Source organism: Streptomyces sp. NPDC090088 (assembly GCF_044747345.1).
Taxonomy (GTDB): domain Bacteria; phylum Actinomycetota; class Actinomycetes; order Streptomycetales; family Streptomycetaceae; genus Streptomyces.
The window spans coordinates 839,956-855,214 of record NZ_JBIVDZ010000002.1; the positions used below are offsets into that span (position 1 = coordinate 839,956).

Here is a 15,259-nt window from a genome sequence, read left to right on the forward strand (position 1 = left end):
TGTACGTCAGTGGCCCTTGGCCGCGGCCAGGTCGGCGAGGTACTCGGTGCGCTGCTCCTGGGTCAGGTGGCAGGCGCTGCCCCGGCCGTCCGCGATCTGCAGGACCGGGCTCTCCGTGGCGCACCGGTTGCCGCCGACCTTCTCGACGAAGGCGCAGCGCGGGTGGAAGCGGCAGCCGGAGGGCGGATTGAGCAGCGAGGGCGGGGAACCCGGGATCGGGTTCAGCGGGACGTCCACCGGGCCGTCCAGACTCGGCATGGAGCCCAGCAGACCCCAGGTGTAGGGGTGCTGCGGGCTGCGCAGCACCTCCTCCTTCGTGCCGCGCTCCACGCACCGGCCGCCGTACATGACCAGCACCTCGTCGGCGATGTCCGCGATCACGCCCAGGTCGTGGGTGATGAAGATGATCGCGGTGCCGAACTCCTGCTGGAGGTCCTTGAGGAGGTCCATGATCTGGGCCTGGACCGTCACGTCGAGCGCGGTGGTCGGCTCGTCGGCGATCAGCAGCTCGGGGTCGCAGACCAGGGCCATGGCGATCATCGCGCGCTGGCGCATACCGCCGGAGAACTCGTGCGGGTAGTTGTCCACCCGGCTCTCCGGCTGCGGGATCCCGACCCGCCGGAGCATCTCGATCGCCCGCTCCCGGGCCTCCTTCTTGGAGGCGCCCTTGTGCTTGCGGTACACCTCGCCGATCTGCGCACCGATGGTGTGGTACGGCGACAGCGAGGCCAGGGCGTCCTGGAAGATCATCGCCATCTTGTTCCCGCGGAGCTTCTCCAGCGTCTTCTCCGGAGCGCCGTTCAGCTCCTGGCCGTCCAGCTCGATGGAGCCGTCGACCGTGGTGCTGTCCGGGTGGTGCAGTCCCAGGATGGTCAGGTTGGTGACCGACTTGCCGGACCCCGACTCGCCCACGATGCCGAGCGTCTTGCCGCGCATGAGGTCGAAGGAGAGGCCGTCGACGGCCTTGACGACGCCGTCCTCGGTCGAGAAGTGCACCTTCAGATCCTTGACGGACAGGAAGGGCTGCTGATCGGTGCTCGTCACGGGGACGCTCCAGAGGGGGTGATGCGGGGGGTCGCGAGGGGTAGCGAGGGGCGGTGCGGGGTCAGGCGAGCCGGATCCGCGGGTCGATCAGCGCGTAGACCGCGTCGACGACGATGTTGGCGATGACCACGAAGGACGCCGTGATCACCATGACGCCGAGCAGCATGGGCAGGTCGTTCGTCGTCACGGACTTCACCGACAGCATGCCGATGCCCTGCAGGCTGAAGGTCTTCTCGGTGATCATCGCGCCGCCGAGCAGGACACCCATGTCGATGCCGAAGATGGTGACGATCGGGCCCATGGCACCGCGCCAGGCGAAGCGGAAGAAGACGTTGCGCGCGGACATGCCCTTGGCGCGGGCCGTGCGTACGTAGTCCTCCGAGAGCGTCTCGACCAGTTGGGAGCGCGTCATACGGGTGTAGTTGGCGGTCCAGATGAGCGCCAGCACCAGCCACGGCAGCAGCAGGCCGTTGAACCACGAGATCGGGTTGCTGGTGAAGTTCGTGTACGACGGCTGGTCCAGGATGTGGAACTGGTACACGAAGAAGTACAGGGCCAGCGTGCCCACGAAGTAGATCTGCATCGACGAGGCGATGAGCGAGGCGCTGCTCGCGATCTTGTCGGTGGCCTTGCCCTGCCTCACGGCGGCGAGCATGCCGGCGCCGATACCGAAGATGAGGAAGACCACGGACGAGCCGATGGCCAGCGAGAACGTCGTCGGGAACCGGTCGAGGATCGTCGAGAGGACGGGCTCGCGGTTCACGAACGAGTAGCCCAGGCAGGGCGCGTTGCAGTGGCCGAAGGAGGAGTAGTCCCGTCCCACGAAGATGGCCGAGAGCCAGTGCCAGTACTGGACCGGCAGCGGCTCGTCGATCCCCATGTTGTGGCGGATCAGCTGAAGCGTCTCCGGAGTGCAGAGCTTGCCGCAGGCGATCCGGGCCGGGTCGCGCGGCACCGCGTAGAAGAGCAGGAACGTGATCGCGCTGATGATCAGCAGCGTGATCACGGCGCCGAGGAGCCGGCGGACGAGGAAGCGAAGCATGGGGGTGGCTTTCCTGGGAGGGCCGTCGTGTGGAGCGGGCCCGACCGGGGGTGACCCGGGGGGTCCGGTGGACGAGCCGAGGGTGGGGCGGCCGGAGCCGCCCCACCTCTCAGGTGATGGATCAGGCCTTGACGTACATCTTGTAGAGCATGCAACCGTCGAAGTTCGGGTCCATCTTCACGTTGCCGAGCTTGGAGCCGTGCAGGTACAGACGGCGCATGTAGACGTCCGGGATGAACGCGCCGGTCTCGGTGACCTGCTTGTCCAGGGCGGCCCACATGGCGTTCGCCTTGTCGTTGTCGGTCTCGGCGGTGGCGGCCTTGATGGCGGCGTCCACGGCCGAGTCCTTCAGGTGCGAGTAGTTCGAGCCGCCGTCGGTGATGTTGGAGCTGTCGAACAGCGGCTGGAAGACCGAGTAACCGGTCGGCCAGTCGGAGGACCAGCCACCCCAGTAGATGTCGTACGGGTTGGCGACCTTGCCGGTCTGGTCGTACCAGGTGGTCGAGTCGATGCCCTTGGTGACGACGTCGAAGCCGGCCGCCTTGAGGGCGTTCTCGATGACGACCTTGATCTTCGCCTGGGTGTCGTCCTGCTGGTACGCGTAGACGATCTTGGCGCCGGTCTTGCCGGCCTTCTCCAGGATCTTCTTCGCGGCCGCCGGGTCGCCCGCCGGGTTCTTCAGCTTGCCCCAGACGTCCTGCGACTTGTAGCCGGCGACGAGCGGGCTCATGATGCCGGTCGCGTAGTCACCGCGGACCGAGCCACCCTGCAGCTGACGGATCGCGGCGGTCGGCCAGGCCTTGATGATGGCCTCGCGGACGTCCTTGTCGGCGACCCGGGTGGTGTTGATCCAGTACACGCTGACGCCGCTGCTCAGACCCTGGAAGATGCGGTCCTTGGCGTCGGTCTGCGCCTTCTGGACGCGCTCCTGGGGGATGGTGCGCCAGGAGACGGCGTACTGGTCGTTGCCGGAGTCGGCCAGCAGCCGGTCGATCGCGGTGAGCTGCTCGATACCGAAGGTGAAGTCGAACTCGTCCGGGTAGGCGTTGCGGATCGGGTCCGTGTCCGCGTCCCAGTGCTCGTTGCGGACGAGGACCATCGACTTGTCGGTGACGTGCGACTTGACCCGGTAGGGGCCGTTGGAGAACGGCTTCTTGTCGTAGTCCTGCTTGGTGTCGTGCTTGACCGGGGTCGGCGCGTACGTCTGCATCGCGAGGACGTAGTTGAAGTCGGGGCGGGCCTCGGCGAGGTGGAAGGTGATGGTCTTCCCGCTCGTCGTGATCGACTTCAGGTGCTTGTTCGAGTACGGGCCCGAGTAGGACTTGCGGTAGTCCGTGGAGCCGGTCAGCCACGACTGGACGTACATGGCGCCCTCGGTGATGTAGCTGGCGAAGGCGCGCTCGAAGCCGTGGCGGACGTCGTCGACGGTGACGTCGGAGCCGTCCTCCCACTTGACGCCGTCCTTCAGGGTGAAGGACCAGGTCTTGCCGCCGTCCTTCATGGTGCCCGTGTCGGTGGCGAGGTCGCCGACGAGGGTCTGGGAACCGTCGTCCGCGATCTTGTAACCGGTCAGGGTGCGGTTGATGACGATGACCGCGAGGGAGTTCCAGGCGTAGTAGACGCGCTGCGGGTCCAGGTGCGAGAAGTCGTCGTCGTTCAGGAGGGAGACCTTGCCGCCCTTCTTCGCGCCGGTGACCTCGGGAGCCGGGCCCTTGGAGTCCTCCGCCGTGCCGATCTTGACCGTCGTGGTCTGCGCCTTGGCGGCCTCCTGCTTGCCACCGCTGCTGCCACCGCTGCTGGAGTCACCGCTGCTGCACGCGGTCAGCACGGAGCCAGCCGCCGCAGCGACACCGGTGGCTATCAGGAAGTTTCTGCGCGAGAAGGACATCGCAATCCTGCCTAGGTGAGAGTTGATGAGAGAAGTCCGGCACCCGGCGTCTTTGCCGTGGTCCTGAAGAGAGCCGGACGGTCAGCGCTTGGTCTTCGGGTCGAGGGCGTCACGCACCGAGTCGCCGAGGAGGTTGAACGCCAGCACGAAGATCACCATCGCGAGGCCCGGGAAGAGCAGGAAGGTGATGTCGTCCTGGTAGTACTTGGTGGCGTTGCTGATCATGACGCCCCAGTCGGGGGTGGGGTCCTGGATGCCGACGCCGAGGAACGCGAGTCCTGCCTCCGTGGTGACCATCAGCGGCAGGTTGAGGGTCGCCTGGATGAGGATCGGGGTCCACAGGTTGGGCAGCAGTTCCTTGAAGATGATGCGTGCCGGCGACGCGCCCGTGACCTTGGCCGCCTCGACGAACTCCCGCTCGCGCAGCGCCAGTACCTGGCCGCGCAGCAGGCGGGCGATGGAGGCCCAGCCGAAGACCGTGAGCAGGCCGATGAGGCAGGCGACGATGAGCCAGGTCGGCGTGTTCTCCTCGGGCGTCACGAACAGGGCGAGCACCACGGGCGTGAAGGCCACGAAGAACAGCTGGGAGGGGAACGCCAGCAGGATGTCGATCACACGGCCGATGAACCAGTCCGTCTTGCCGCCCGCGTAACCGGCCGTGATGCCGATGACCACGCCGAGGACCACCACGAGCAGCGTGATGGCCGTGGCGATCAGCAGGGAGTTGCGGATCCCGTACAGCAGGAACGTGAAGATGTCGCGGCCGAGCTGCGGCTCGATGCCGAACCAGAAGTCGCTGCTGATGCCGCCGTTCGGCTTGATGGGGAAGCTGTTGTCCCCGAGCAGGCCGGGCGTGTTCAGCCCGTACGTCGTGTACGGATCCTTGCCGTACAGCTTGGCGATGAGCGGGGCGGCCAGCGCGATCACGAAGAAGAAGATCACGATGATCGCCGATATGACGCCCGTGCGGTCCCGCTTGAAGCGGCGCCACGCGAGCTGTCCCGGGGACCTGCTCTCGTTGCCCTTCGAGCCGTCCGAAGTGATCGACTTCTTCTCGGTCTCGTCGGTCACCTCGAGCGGGGCAGCCGCGGATGGAGTTGGGGGGGTCATGGTGCTCCTGGCCCAAGGGAGGGTCTGATGACTCCGCAGGGCACACTCCCCTACGGGCTACGCCGGACTTTTTCAACGCAATTCATTCAAGGTCAATAAATTCTCGGTCGACTTGGGCTTCTCTTTACTTTCTTTGCCTGGTCTTGACCGTTCCGTAGCTACGCGGGTAGCGCCTCGTAATCGCACCGTGCTTTAGTTCGGGCGAACTGGGCGAAACGGGCAAGGAGTTCGTTATGCGGACGCCTGGGTGCCGAAATGCGTACATGGGCGGGTCGCAATCCAACGTTTCGGCATCGTTACGCGGAGATCCATTGCGCCGCCGTTTCAAGATCCCCGGAGGGCTCCGGAGGGCCCGTCTGCAATCGGGTGACGTGTCCCTCTAAAGGTCGTCATGGGGTCCCCGGAAGGCCTCCGTTCGGCGCACCGGGTGAGCGGTATCAGCCGATTGTGTCGATATTGACCGGTAACGGATCACCCTTCACGGAGGAGGCACGCCATGCGTTCAGCCACGCCCGCCCGATGGGCGGCCTGCGCGGTGGTGACGGCGCTCGCCGCCACGGCCTGCGGGGGCGGCGGCAGCAGTGGTGGCGGAGGCGGCAGCGGTGTGCTCAGCTCCTCCTGGGGCGACCCGCAGAACCCCCTGGAGCCGGCCAACACCAACGAGGTCCAGGGCGGCAAGGTCCTCGACATGATCTTCCGCGGCCTGAAGAAGTACGACCCGAAGACCGGCCAGGCCCAGAACATGCTCGCCGACAAGATCGACACGAGCGACTCGCAGAACTTCACGATCACCCTCAAGGACGGCTGGACCTTCTCCAACGGCGAGAAGGTCACCGCCAAGTCCTTCGTCGACGCCTGGAACTACGGCGCGAGCCTCAAGAACAACCAGAAGAACGCCTACTTCTTCGGCTACATCCAGGGCTACGACAAGGTCCACCCGGACACCGGCTCCCAGACCGCCACCACGTTGAGCGGACTCAAGGTCGTCGACGACAAGACCTTCACCGTCCAGCTGAGCCAGAAGTTCTCCAGCTTCCCCGACACCCTCGGCTACGCGGCCTTCGCCCCGCTGCCCCAGTCCTTCTTCACCGACCACGCCGGCTGGCTGAAGCAACCGGTCGGTGACGGGCCGTACAGCATCGACTCGTACACCAAGGGCTCACAGATGGCCCTGAAGAAGTGGGACGGCTACCCCGGTGCCGACAAGGCGCAGAACGACGGGGTGACCCTCAAGGTCTACACGGACACCGACACCGCCTACACCGACCTGATCGCCGGCAACCTCGACCTCGTCGACGACGTGCCCGCCTCGCAGCTGAAGAACGTCAAGAACGACCTCGGTGGTCGTTACATCAACACTCCGGCCGGGATCATCCAGACGCTCGCCTTCCCCTACTACGACAGCGCCTGGAACCAGAGCGGATCGGCGAAGGTCCGCACCGGCCTCTCCATGGCCATCAACCGGAAGCAGATCACCGACACCATCTTCCAGAACACCCGCACCCCGGCCACCGACTGGACCTCGCCCGTGCTCGGCGCCGAGGGCGGCTTCAAGGAAGGGCTGTGCGGGAGCGCCTGCGACTACGACCCGGCCCAGGCCAAGAAGCTCATCCAGGAGGGCGGGGGACTGCCCGGCGGCCAGCTCAAGATCACGTACAACGCCGACACCGGCTCGCACAGGATGTGGGTGGACGCCGTGTGCAACTCCATCAACAACGCGCTCGGCAACGACAAGGCGTGCGTCGGGAACCCGGTGGGCACCTTCGCCGACTTCCGCAACCAGATCGGCCAGCACAAGATGACCGGCCCGTTCCGCGCGGGCTGGCAGATGGACTACCCGCTCATCCAGAACTTCCTCCAGCCGCTCTACTACACCAACGCCTCCTCCAACGACGGCAAGTGGTCCGACAAGGACTTCGACAAGCTCGTCGACCAGGCCAACGCCGAGACCGACACCGCCAAGGCCGTGTCCACCTTCCAGCAGGCCGAGGGGGTCGTCCGCGACAACATGGCGGCCATCCCGCTCTGGTACCAGAACGGCAGCGCGGGGTACTCGGAGCGGCTGTCCGACGTGGCGCTCAATCCGTTCAGCGTCCCCGTCTACAACGAGATCAAGGTGAGCTGAGCCGGCATGGGGCGCTATGTCGTCCGGCGGCTGCTCCAGATGATCCCGGTGTTCGTCGGGGCCACGCTGCTGATCTTCCTGATGGTCAACGTCATGGGCGACCCGATCGCCGGGCTGTGCGGCGAGCGCGCCTGCGACCCGGCGACCGCCGCCCAGCTGAAGAAGGAGTTCGGCCTCGACAAGCCGGTGTGGCAGCAATACCTCACCTATATGGGGAACGTCTTCACCGGCGACTTCGGTACGGCGTTCAACGGGCAGCCGGTCACCGAGCTGATGGCCACCGCGTTCCCCGTCACCATCCGGCTGACGATCGTGGCGATCCTCTTCGAGATCGTCATCGGCATCACGCTCGGCGTGCTCACCGGTCTCAAGCGCGGCCGGCCGGTCGACACCGGGGTGCTGCTGGCCACCCTGGTCGTCATCTCCGTACCGACCTTCGTCACCGGTCTGCTGCTGCAACTCCTGCTCGGCGTGGAGTGGGGCTGGATCAAACCGTCCGTCTCCCCGGAGGCCACCTTCGGCGAGCTGATCGTGCCGGGACTGGTGCTCGCCTCCGTGTCCCTCGCGTACGTGACGCGACTGACCCGCACCTCCATCGCGGAGAACAAGCGGAGCGACTACGTCCGTACGGCCGTCGCCAAGGGGCTGCCGCGCCACCGGGTCATCACCCGGCATCTGCTGCGCAACTCCCTCATCCCCGTGGTCACCTTCATCGGCACCGACATCGGCGCGCTGATGGGCGGTGCCATCGTCACCGAGCGGATCTTCAACATCCACGGCGTCGGCTACCAGCTCTACCAGGGGATCCTGCGGCAGAACACCCAGACGGTGGTCGGCTTCGTGACCGTCCTCGTCCTCGTCTTCCTGGTGGCCAACCTCCTCGTCGACCTCCTCTACGCCGTACTCGACCCGAGGATCCGCTATGCCTGAGCAGCCGTTCGAGCCCGACCGGGCGATCGCGGGCACCGGCGCGGGCGGGGCGATGGACCTCGCGACGAGCGAGGCCGCGACGCTGGAGAAGACCCCAGGCGGGCCGCTCGGCACGGGGCCGGCCGCCAAACCGCGCTCGCTCTGGTCCGACGCCTGGCGGGACCTGCGCCGCAACCCGGTCTTCATCGTCTCCGCGCTCGTCATCCTCTTCCTGGTCGTCATCTCCCTGTGGCCCTCGCTCATCGCCTCGGGCAGCCCCCTCAAGTGCGACCTCGCCAAGGCCCAGGAGGGCTCCCAGCCGGGCGCGCCCTTCGGATACGACGGACAGGGCTGCAACGTCTACACCCGGACCGTCTACGGGGCCCGTACGTCCGTCACGGTGGGCGTCTGCGCCACGCTCGGGGTCGCGCTGCTCGGGTCGGTGCTCGGCGGGCTCGCCGGGTTCTTCGGCGGGGGCTGGGACGCGATCCTGTCCCGGATCACCGACGTGTTCTTCGCGATCCCGGTCGTCCTCGGCGGTCTCGTCCTCCTCTCCGTGGTGACCAGCAATACGGTCTGGCCGGTCATCGGGTTCATGGTGCTGCTCGGCTGGCCGCAGATCTGCCGGATCGCCCGCGGCTCGGTGATCACCGCGAAACAGAACGACTACGTCCAGGCCGCCCGCGCCCTCGGCGCCTCCAACTCCCGGATCCTGCTGCGGCACATCGCGCCCAACGCGGTGGCCCCGGTGATCGTCGTGGCGACCATCGCGCTCGGCACCTACATCGCGCTGGAGGCGACCCTGTCGTACCTCGGCGTCGGCCTGAAGCCGCCCAGCGTCTCCTGGGGCATCGACATCTCCGCCGCCTCCCCGTACATCCGCAACGCCCCGCACGCGCTGCTGTGGCCCTCCGGGGCCCTCGCGCTCACCGTCCTGGCCTTCATCATGCTCGGCGACGCGGTGCGCGACGCCCTCGACCCGAAGCTGAGGTGAGCGCCGCCGTGCTGCTCGAAGTGCGCGACCTGCACGTGGAGTTCCGGACCCGGGACGGCGTCGCCCACGCCGTGAACGGCGTCTCCTACGCCGTCGACGAGGGGGAGACGCTGGCCGTGCTGGGCGAGTCGGGGTCCGGCAAGTCGGTGACCGCCCAGGCGGTGATGGGGATCCTGGACGTGCCGCCGGGGCGGATCGGCGGGGGCGAGATCCTCTTCCAGGGGCGGGACCTGCTGAAACTGAAGGAAGAGGAGCGACGGAGGATCCGGGGCGCCGGGATGGCGATGATCTTCCAGGACGCGCTGTCGGCGCTGAACCCGGTGCTGAGCGTGGGCGACCAGCTCGGCGAGATGTTCGTCGTGCACCGGGGGATGTCGAAGAAGGACGCCCGGGCCAGGGCCGTCGAACTGATGGAGCGGGTGCGGATCCCGGCCGCCGCCCAGCGGGTGCGGGACTATCCGCACCAGTTCTCCGGGGGCATGCGCCAGCGCATCATGATCGCCATGGCGCTGGCCCTGGAACCGGCGCTCATCATCGCCGACGAGCCGACGACGGCCCTGGACGTGACCGTCCAGGCCCAGGTCATGGACCTGCTGGCGGAGTTGCAGCGCGAGTACCGCATGGGCCTGATCCTCATCACCCACGACCTCGGCGTGGTCGCGGACGTCGCCGACCGGATCGCCGTGATGTACGCGGGACGGATCGTGGAGTCGGCACCCGTGCACGACATCTACAAGGCGCCGGCGCACCCCTACACACGCGGGCTGCTCGACTCCATCCCGCGCCTCGACCAGAAGGGCCAGGAGCTCTACGCCATCAAGGGCCTGCCGCCCAACCTCCTGCACATCCCTCCGGGGTGCGCCTTCAACCCGCGCTGCCCCATGGCCCAGGACGTGTGCCGCACCGACGAACCACCGCTGTACGAGGTGGATCAACACCGGGGCAGCGCCTGCCATTTCTGGAGGGAGTGCCTCAATGGTTGACGCCGTGGTTGAGCCGATCCTGGAAGTGAGTGGACTGGTCAAGTACTACCCGTTGACCCAGGGCATCTTGATCAAGAAACAGGTCGGTGCCGTCAAGGCCGTTGACGGTGTGGACTTCACGCTCGACAAAGGGGAGACCCTCGGCATCGTCGGGGAGTCGGGCTGCGGCAAGTCGACCGTGGCCAAGATGCTCGTCAACCTCGAACGGCCGACGGCGGGGTCGATCAGGTACAAGGGCGAGGACATCACCAAGCTGAGCGGCCGGGCGCTGAAGGCGGTCCGCCGCAACATCCAGATGGTGTTCCAGGACCCGTACACCTCGCTCAACCCCCGCATGACCGTGGGCGACATCATCGGCGAGCCGTACGAGATCCACCCGGAGGCCGCCCCCAAGGGCGACCGGCGGGGGCGGGTCCAGGACCTGCTGGACGTCGTCGGTCTCAACCCCGAGTACATCAACCGCTATCCGCACCAGTTCTCCGGCGGCCAGCGGCAACGCATCGGCATCGCACGCGGGTTGGCGCTGCGCCCCGAGGTGATCGTCGCCGACGAGCCGGTCTCCGCGCTCGACGTGTCCGTGCAGGCCCAGGTGATCAACCTGCTGGACCGGCTCCAGAAGGACTTCGAGCTGTCGTACGTCTTCATCGCGCACGACCTGTCGATCGTGCGGCACATCTCGGACCGGGTCGGGGTGATGTACCTCGGACGGATCGTGGAGATCGGCAAGGACGAGGAGATCTACGACCACCCGACCCACCCCTACACCCAGGCCCTGCTCTCCGCGGTGCCGGTACCGGACCCGGAGGCGCGGGAGCACCGGGAGCGGATCATCCTGAGCGGGGACGTGCCGTCGCCGACGAACATCCCGTCCGGGTGCCGGTTCCGGACCCGGTGCTGGAAGGCGCGGGAGCGGTGCGCCGTGGAGGTGCCGCTGCTGGCGGTCCCGGAGGAGTTCCGGCTCGCGTCGGGTCCGGCGGCCCATGACTCCGCCTGCCATTTCGCGGAGGAGAAGCAGGTGGTGCCCCCGGAGGAGCCGGCCAAGGAGGTGCCGGACGATCTTGGTGACGGGGGTGTATAACGGGGCATATCCGGGCCAATCGCGTTAACACGCAGGCAACTTCTCCGACCCGGTCTCGATATACGGACGCGGCACTCTAATGAGCGTACGGCCGTGCGGGTGCCGTAAACGGGCCGGGGCGCGCCATGTCGCCCCGGCCCGTTGCCGTACCTCTGGTCGACGCCTCTAGTCGACGAGCCCCAGGGACCTCTTCAGGAAGTCCAGCTGGAGCAGCAGAAGGTTCTCCGCCACCTGTTCCTGCGGGGTCATGTGCGTGACGCCCGAGAGGGGCAGCACCTCGTGCGCGCGGCCCGCCGCGAGCAGGGCCGAGGAGAGCCGGAGCGAGTGGGCCACCACCACGTTGTCGTCCGCCAGGCCGTGGATGATCATCATCGGGCGGTGCGGGTCGGCCGCGTCGACCAGGCCCTCGTCGTCGATCACGGAGTTGCGGCGGTAGACCTCCGGCTGCTCGCCCGGGTGGCCGAGGTAGCGCTCCTGGTAGTGGGTGTCGTACAGGCGCAGGTCGGTCACCGGGGCGCCGACCACCGCCGCGTGGAAGACGTCCGGGCGGCGCAGGGCCGCGAGGGCGGCGAGGTAGCCGCCGAAGGACCAGCCGCGGATGGCCACCTTGGTGAGGTCGAGGGGAAAGTCGGCGGCGAGCGACTGGAGCGCGTCGACCTGGTCCGCCAGGACGGTCGCCGCGACCTCGTCCTTGATGGACTTCTCCCAGGCCGGGGAGTGGCCCGGGGTGCCCCGCCCGTCGGCCACGATCACCGCGAAGCCCTGGTCGGCGAACCACTGAGAGGTGAGGTGGGCGTTGTGCGCGGCGACCACCCGCTGGCCGTGCGGACCGCCGTAGGGGTCGAGCAAAACCGGAAGGGGAGTGTTCCCGTCGTAGTCCTGTGGCATAAGCACGGCGCACGGAATTCGGCGTGCGCCCCCCTCGGTGAGCGTCACGCGCGGGGACAGACCGGGATCATCGGCGTAAGACGGGACAGTGGCGACGACTTTTCCGTCACTCAGCACCTGGACGCGGGCGCCCGGACGGTCCAGGGTGGCGGACACCAATACGGTCACGCCCCCGGCACGCACCGCCGTGTGCACGCCGGGCTCCTGCGACACGCGCTCCACGCCGAGTTCGTTGACCCGGTACACGTGCACCTCGCCGATCTCGGAGGACTCGGCCTCCTCGCCGGCGGACGCGGAAACCAGCACGTCATCGGCGGTCACGTCGAGCACCGCACGGATGTGCAACTGGGCTCCCGTGAGCGGTCGTTCACCCACCGCGAGCACCCGGGCGCCGCCCTCGTCGGCGATCCGCACCAGCTGTCCGGAGGGGCTCCAGCAGGGCACTCCACCGAACAATTCAAGCCATGTTGGATCTTCGTCGGCGTGCACCATCCGGGTCGCCCCCGAGGCCGGGTCCACGGCGAGGAACAGCTGGCTGCGCTGGTCGCGCGCCTGTACGAGCAACAGCGGTGCACCCGCCTCTGACCAGTGCACATGCGCCACATACGGATAGCGCGCCCGGTCCCAGGAGACCTCCGTGCGCTCCCCGTCGAGGCCCTGGACGAACAGCCGTACCTCCGCGTTGGCGGTGCCCGCCGCCGGGTAGGCGACATGATGTGGCTCACGCCCGGGGTGGGCGGGGTCGGCGATCCACCACCGCTGCACCGGCGTGTCGTCCACGCGCGCCACGAGCAGCCGGTCGGACCGGGGGGACCACCAGAAGCCGCGCGAACGGCCCATCTCCTCGGCCGCGATGAACTCGGCCAATCCATAGGTGACCTGTTCCGACTCCGGCTCCGCCAGCGCCCGGTCGCCCTCGCCCTCGGCGCCCACCACCCGCAGGGCGCCCTCCGCGACGTACGCGACATGGCGGCCGTCGGGGGACGGGCGGGGGTCGATCACCGGTCCTGGGACGGTGAGTTCGCGTGCGGTGCCGGCCCTGAGCTCCGCCGTGAAAAGCCGCCCTGACAAGGCGAAAGACGCCAGCTCCAGGGCCGCGTCGGTGGCGTAGCCGACGATGCCGGCACCGCCCTCGCGGCTGCGTTCACGGCGGGCCCGCTCCTGCGGCGAGAGGTGCTCCTCGGTGCCGTCGAGCAGGGCGCGGGGGTCCGCCGCGAGGCGCTCCCGGCCGCCCGGAACATCGAGAACCCACAGGGAGTTGGCCCGGTCCGTACCGGAACCCGAGCGCAGAAACGCCACGCGGGAGCCGTCGGGGGCCACGGTGAACGCGCGCGGCGCGCCGAGCGTGAAACGCTGGGTGCGGGCGTGGCGGCGGGGGAATGAGACAGCCTCGGTCGTCATCCCCCGACCATATTGGCCATGCGCCCCCTTGTGCGGCCGTGCGCCGAGCGATGCGCGAGCACGCATAGTTATGATCACTACCGCTGAGTGGGTATGAACCTGCTGGCTTGAGCATGGAATTGCTGTACCGATCTACAACCCCCATACCCGAACCCCCCGCGTCCCTGGGATCTTTGGAGGTGAGCCGCCGTGGCACTCTCGATTTCGGCGGTGGTGCTGCTGGCGATCATCGTCTTCTTGTTGATCAAGAAGTCAGGTCTGAAGGGCGGCCATGCGGTTGTCTGTGTCCTACTCGGCTTCTATCTCGCCTCGTCGACGATCGCGCCGACGATCAGCGATCTGACGACCAACGTGGCCAGCATGATCGGCAGCATCAAGTTCTGACCCCGGCCGCTCGGGCGCCGGGGCTGCGCGGCACTGTCGGTGTCGTTTCGTAGGGTGGGGTCATGACGGAAGACCCTGCCCGGCGCCTGCTGCTCGTGCACGCACACCCGGACGACGAGTCGATCAACAACGGCGCCACCATGGCCCGCTACGCGGACCAGGGCGTCCATGTGACGCTGGTCACCTGCACGCTCGGCGAGGGCGGCGAGGTCATCCCGCCCGGGCTGCGGCATCTGACCGGCCCCGCACTGGGCGAGTACCGGCTGGGCGAGCTCACCGCCGCCATGCGCGCACTCGGCGTCGGCGACTTCCGGCTGCTCGGCGGCCCCGGCCGCTACCGCGACTCCGGGATGATGGGCCTGCCCGACAACGACGTGCCCGGCTGCTTCTGGCGGGCCGACCTCGACGAGGCCGCCGGACATCTGGTCGAGGTCATCCTGGAGACCCGTCCCCAGGTTCTCGTCACCTATGACGACAACGGCGGATACGGCCACCCGGACCACATCCAGGCCCACCGGGTCGCCATGCGGGCCGTCGCCCTGGCCGCCGAGGCCGGCCACCGCGTCCCCAAGGTCTACTGGAACCGCGTGCCGCGCTCGGTCGCCGAGGCCGCCTTCGCCCGGCTCCAGGACGAACTGCCGGGGCTGCCCTTCGACAAGCCCGCCGCCGTCGAGGACGTACCGGGCGTGGTCGACGACCACCGGATCACCGCCGAGATCGACGGCACCGCGTACGCCACCGCGAAGACCGCCGCGATGGCCGCCCACGCCACCCAGATCGAGGTGGCGCCCGGCGCGGCCCCCTGGTTCGCGCTGAGCAATGAGCTGGCCCAGCCCGTATTCACCACCGAGTACTACGAGTTGGCGGTCGGCGAGCCGGGCGCGGCGCGCGAGACCGATCTCTTCGCCGGTATCGGGGAGGCGTCATGAGTTCCGCCGGACGTGGATCGATGCTCGCGCAACCGTTGCGGGCGCCCTCCGCCGGACGGGTCGCCGCCCTGATCGGGCTGACCGTGCTCGGTGCCGTGGTCGGCTTCGCCGGAGCCCTGGTGCAGGCCGGCTGGTTCCCGGGCGGGCTGCTGCTCGCCCTGGCCGGTGCCGCCGGGCTCTTCCTCGGTGGCTCCCGGGTCACGGGCAGCCGTGGCGGGGCCGTGGCGCCCGCCGCCGGCTGGGTCGTCGCCGTCATCTTCCTCACCGCCAGCCGGCCCGAAGGAGACTTCCTGTTCGGCGCGGGAGCGGGGTCGTACCTCTTCCTGCTCGGCGGCATGGCGCTGGCTGTGATCTGCGCCACAATAGGTTTGGGGCGGCAACCCGACGCCGACGACGCCCGACTTGGCAAGTGACGTACCACTTCGCCATGGGGCGCACGTGCGAGTCCGGTGTGGGTTTCCCCAGCGGTCATGGGATAAGCGCC

The 15,259-nt window shown here is 68.1% G+C and carries 13 protein-coding genes; 8 read left to right on the forward strand and 5 right to left on the reverse strand.

Annotated features, from left to right (window positions below; translation table 11 throughout):
- Positions 1-6: 6 nt before the first annotated feature.
- The 4 genes from ACIPSJ_RS12530 to ACIPSJ_RS12545 form a co-directional block, all read right to left on the reverse strand.
- Positions 7-1,044 carry an ABC transporter ATP-binding protein gene (locus tag ACIPSJ_RS12530; protein WP_401345437.1) on the reverse strand — a complete coding sequence of 346 codons (1,038 nt, stop codon included), beginning with the start codon at positions 1,042-1,044 and terminating at the stop codon, positions 7-9.
- A gap of 61 nt (positions 1,045-1,105) precedes the next feature.
- Positions 1,106-2,086, reverse strand: a complete 981-nt coding sequence (locus ACIPSJ_RS12535) for an ABC transporter permease (protein ID WP_401345439.1) — start codon at positions 2,084-2,086, stop codon at positions 1,106-1,108.
- Positions 2,087-2,207: 121 nt separating this feature from the next.
- The gene (locus ACIPSJ_RS12540) at positions 2,208-3,974 is read right to left on the reverse strand and encodes an ABC transporter substrate-binding protein (RefSeq protein ID WP_401345441.1); all 1,767 of its coding nucleotides are present in this window, start codon (positions 3,972-3,974) and stop codon (positions 2,208-2,210) included.
- 81 nt (positions 3,975-4,055) lie between these two features.
- Complete coding sequence (locus ACIPSJ_RS12545; RefSeq protein WP_401345443.1) at positions 4,056-5,045, reverse strand: ABC transporter permease; 990 nt, start codon at positions 5,043-5,045, stop codon at positions 4,056-4,058.
- 535 nt (positions 5,046-5,580) lie between these two features.
- Here ACIPSJ_RS12545 and ACIPSJ_RS12550 point away from each other — a divergent pair.
- Genes ACIPSJ_RS12550 through ACIPSJ_RS12570 form a run of 5 tightly spaced genes read left to right on the forward strand, consistent with a single transcriptional unit; the run spans position 5,581 to position 11,173 of the window.
- Positions 5,581-7,209: an ABC transporter substrate-binding protein gene (locus ACIPSJ_RS12550; protein WP_401345444.1), complete on the forward strand. Its 1,629-nt coding sequence runs from the start codon at positions 5,581-5,583 to the stop codon at positions 7,207-7,209.
- Positions 7,210-7,215: 6 nt separating this feature from the next.
- Entirely contained in the window at positions 7,216-8,139 is a 924-nt protein-coding gene (locus ACIPSJ_RS12555) for an ABC transporter permease (protein WP_359222797.1), read from the forward strand.
- On the forward strand, positions 8,132-9,112 hold the full coding sequence (locus ACIPSJ_RS12560; RefSeq protein WP_393794918.1) for an ABC transporter permease: 981 nt from the start codon (positions 8,132-8,134) through the stop codon (positions 9,110-9,112). Before ACIPSJ_RS12555 ends, ACIPSJ_RS12560 begins: the two co-directional genes overlap by 8 nt.
- A gap of 8 nt (positions 9,113-9,120) precedes the next feature.
- Positions 9,121-10,095, forward strand: coding sequence for an ABC transporter ATP-binding protein (locus ACIPSJ_RS12565; RefSeq protein WP_355724718.1), 975 nt, complete (start codon positions 9,121-9,123; stop codon positions 10,093-10,095).
- The gene (locus ACIPSJ_RS12570) at positions 10,088-11,173 is read left to right on the forward strand and encodes an ABC transporter ATP-binding protein (RefSeq protein ID WP_401345447.1); all 1,086 of its coding nucleotides are present in this window, start codon (positions 10,088-10,090) and stop codon (positions 11,171-11,173) included. The genes ACIPSJ_RS12565 and ACIPSJ_RS12570 overlap by 8 nt, the downstream gene beginning before the upstream one ends.
- A gap of 165 nt (positions 11,174-11,338) precedes the next feature.
- Here the strand turns inward: ACIPSJ_RS12570 and ACIPSJ_RS12575 are convergent, their stop codons facing one another.
- Positions 11,339-13,462 carry a prolyl oligopeptidase family serine peptidase gene (locus ACIPSJ_RS12575; RefSeq protein ID WP_401345449.1) on the reverse strand — a complete coding sequence of 708 codons (2,124 nt, stop codon included), beginning with the start codon at positions 13,460-13,462 and terminating at the stop codon, positions 11,339-11,341.
- A gap of 189 nt (positions 13,463-13,651) precedes the next feature.
- Between ACIPSJ_RS12575 and ACIPSJ_RS12580 the strand changes: the two genes are divergently transcribed.
- From ACIPSJ_RS12580 to ACIPSJ_RS12590, 3 genes are all read left to right on the forward strand, one after another.
- A complete protein-coding gene (locus ACIPSJ_RS12580) occupies positions 13,652-13,846 on the forward strand; it encodes a hypothetical protein (protein WP_351745642.1) in 195 nt (64 codons plus the stop codon).
- 62 nt (positions 13,847-13,908) lie between these two features.
- Positions 13,909-14,775, forward strand: a complete 867-nt coding sequence (gene mshB, locus ACIPSJ_RS12585) for an N-acetyl-1-D-myo-inositol-2-amino-2-deoxy-alpha-D-glucopyranoside deacetylase (RefSeq protein WP_401345451.1) — start codon at positions 13,909-13,911, stop codon at positions 14,773-14,775.
- A complete protein-coding gene (locus ACIPSJ_RS12590) occupies positions 14,772-15,188 on the forward strand; it encodes a DUF6113 family protein (RefSeq protein ID WP_401345453.1) in 417 nt (138 codons plus the stop codon). The genes mshB and ACIPSJ_RS12590 overlap by 4 nt, the downstream gene beginning before the upstream one ends.
- Positions 15,189-15,259 lie beyond the last annotated feature (71 nt).

Coding starts and splice junctions, on each gene's coding strand:
- ACIPSJ_RS12555 (WP_359222797.1), top strand. CDS start 7,216: ATGGGGCGCTATGTCGTCCGGCGGCTGCTCCAGATGATCCCGGTGTTC.
- ACIPSJ_RS12570 (WP_401345447.1), top strand. CDS start 10,088: ATGGTTGACGCCGTGGTTGAGCCGATCCTGGAAGTGAGTGGACTGGTC.
- ACIPSJ_RS12550 (WP_401345444.1), top strand. CDS start 5,581: ATGCGTTCAGCCACGCCCGCCCGATGGGCGGCCTGCGCGGTGGTGACG.
- mshB (WP_401345451.1), top strand. CDS start 13,909: ATGACGGAAGACCCTGCCCGGCGCCTGCTGCTCGTGCACGCACACCCG.
- ACIPSJ_RS12560 (WP_393794918.1), top strand. CDS start 8,132: ATGCCTGAGCAGCCGTTCGAGCCCGACCGGGCGATCGCGGGCACCGGC.
- ACIPSJ_RS12535 (WP_401345439.1), bottom strand. CDS start 2,086: ATGCTTCGCTTCCTCGTCCGCCGGCTCCTCGGCGCCGTGATCACGCTG.
- ACIPSJ_RS12575 (WP_401345449.1), bottom strand. CDS start 13,462: ATGACGACCGAGGCTGTCTCATTCCCCCGCCGCCACGCCCGCACCCAG.
- ACIPSJ_RS12590 (WP_401345453.1), top strand. CDS start 14,772: ATGAGTTCCGCCGGACGTGGATCGATGCTCGCGCAACCGTTGCGGGCG.
- ACIPSJ_RS12540 (WP_401345441.1), bottom strand. CDS start 3,974: ATGTCCTTCTCGCGCAGAAACTTCCTGATAGCCACCGGTGTCGCTGCG.